This is a genomic window from Mesorhizobium sp. WSM4819 (genome assembly GCF_055811215.1).
Window position 1 is genome coordinate 1 of the sequence record NZ_JBVVQO010000085.1, and the last position, 1,018, is coordinate 1,018.

Sequence of the window (1,018 nt, forward strand, 5' to 3'; positions counted from 1 at the left end):
CATGACCGCGTGGTCGTACGCCGGGTTGAATCCGAATCCAAGACTGCCGGCGGGATCATCATCCCCGACACGGCGAAGGAAAAGCCGCAGGAAGGCGAGATCATCGCCGTTGGTTCCGGCGCCCGTGACGAAGCCGGCAAGCTCGTCCCGCTGGACGTCAAGGCCGGCGATCGCATCCTGTTCGGCAAGTGGTCGGGCACCGAAGTCAAGCTCAATGGCGAAGACCTTCTGATCATGAAGGAATCCGACGTCATGGGCATCATCGGCTGAATCTCGGCCTCACCATCACTTAAATCCCAGGGCTCAATTCAAGCCCCTGCCAGGAGCTAAAAATGGCTGCCAAAGACGTAAAATTTTCTCGCGATGCCCGTGAGCGCATGCTGCGCGGCGTCAACATCCTCGCCGACGCAGTGAAGGTGACGCTCGGCCCCAAGGGCCGCAATGTCGTCATCGACAAGTCGTTCGGCGCACCGCGCATCACCAAGGACGGCGTCACCGTCGCCAAGGAAATCGAGCTTGAGGACAAGTTCGAGAACATGGGCGCGCAGATGGTCCGCGAGGTTGCTTCGAAGACCAACGACATCGCCGGCGACGGCACCACGACCGCGACCGTTCTGGCGCAGTCGATCGTCCAGGAAGGCCACAAGGCGGTTGCCGCCGGCATGAACCCGATGGACCTGAAGCGCGGCATCGACCTCGCGGTTGGCGACGTCGTCTCGACGCTGATCAAGAACGCCAAGAAGATCAAGACCTCGGAAGAGGTTGCCCAGGTCGGCACCATCGCCGGCAATGGCGATGCTTCGGTCGGCTCGATGATCGCCGAAGCGATGCAGAAGGTCGGCAACGAGGGCGTCATCACGGTCGAGGAAGCCAAGACCGCCGAGACCGAACTCGAAGTCGTCGAAGGCATGCAGTTCGACCGCGGCTATCTCTCGCCCTACTTCGTCACCAACGCCGACAAGATGGTTGCGGATCTGGAAGACGCCTACATCCTTCTCCACGAGAAGAAGCTCTCCAA

General features: G+C 60.9%; 2 protein-coding genes. Both read left to right on the forward strand.

Annotation, left to right across the window (positions count from 1 at the left end):
- Positions 1-270: co-chaperone GroES (locus AC0L18_RS32325; RefSeq protein ID WP_473495733.1), on the forward strand; the 270-nt coding region annotated here is incomplete at its 5' end.
- Positions 271-332: 62 nt separating this feature from the next.
- Positions 333-1,018: chaperonin GroEL (gene groEL / locus AC0L18_RS32330; protein WP_473495734.1), on the forward strand; the 686-nt coding region annotated here is incomplete at its 3' end.